The sequence below is a fragment of the Paenibacillus sp. EKM10P genome, from assembly GCF_011800655.1.
GTDB lineage: Bacteria > Bacillota > Bacilli > Paenibacillales > Paenibacillaceae > Paenibacillus > Paenibacillus polymyxa.
Genome location: NZ_JAALET010000095.1, coordinates 1 through 342 on the forward strand (window position 1 = coordinate 1; position 342 = coordinate 342).

At 52.0% G+C, this 342-nt stretch carries 1 protein-coding gene; it reads right to left on the minus strand.

Translation table 11 applies throughout. The features are described 5' to 3' along the window. A partial coding sequence (locus tag HFE01_RS26580; protein WP_167442918.1) for a condensation domain-containing protein occupies positions 1-342 on the minus strand: 342 nt, incomplete at both ends.

The window sequence follows — 342 nt, forward strand, 5'->3', positions numbered from 1 at the left end:
GATCTGGGCAACCAGCTCTGGCTGGAATTCGCAATCCAGATCTTCAGCGATATATTCCCCGGCTTGCATCGATTTCGACTGTGTTTTTTGCTGTGGAAGCGTAATTTGCTGCTCGTAGTCCGCCAGATACCCACGCCAGTATTGCAGGGCTGCCTCACGGTCCTGACGTTCCAGCCATTCGATAAATCGGCTGAACGGCGTGACTGGCTCCAGCACGGGCTCATCACCCACACGCAGTGCCAGATAGCTACCGAATACTTCCTGTGTCATAAAGGACAAGCACCAGCCATCCATCAAAATGTGATGGAAGCTCCAGATAAAGTGATACGTTTCATCCCCAGT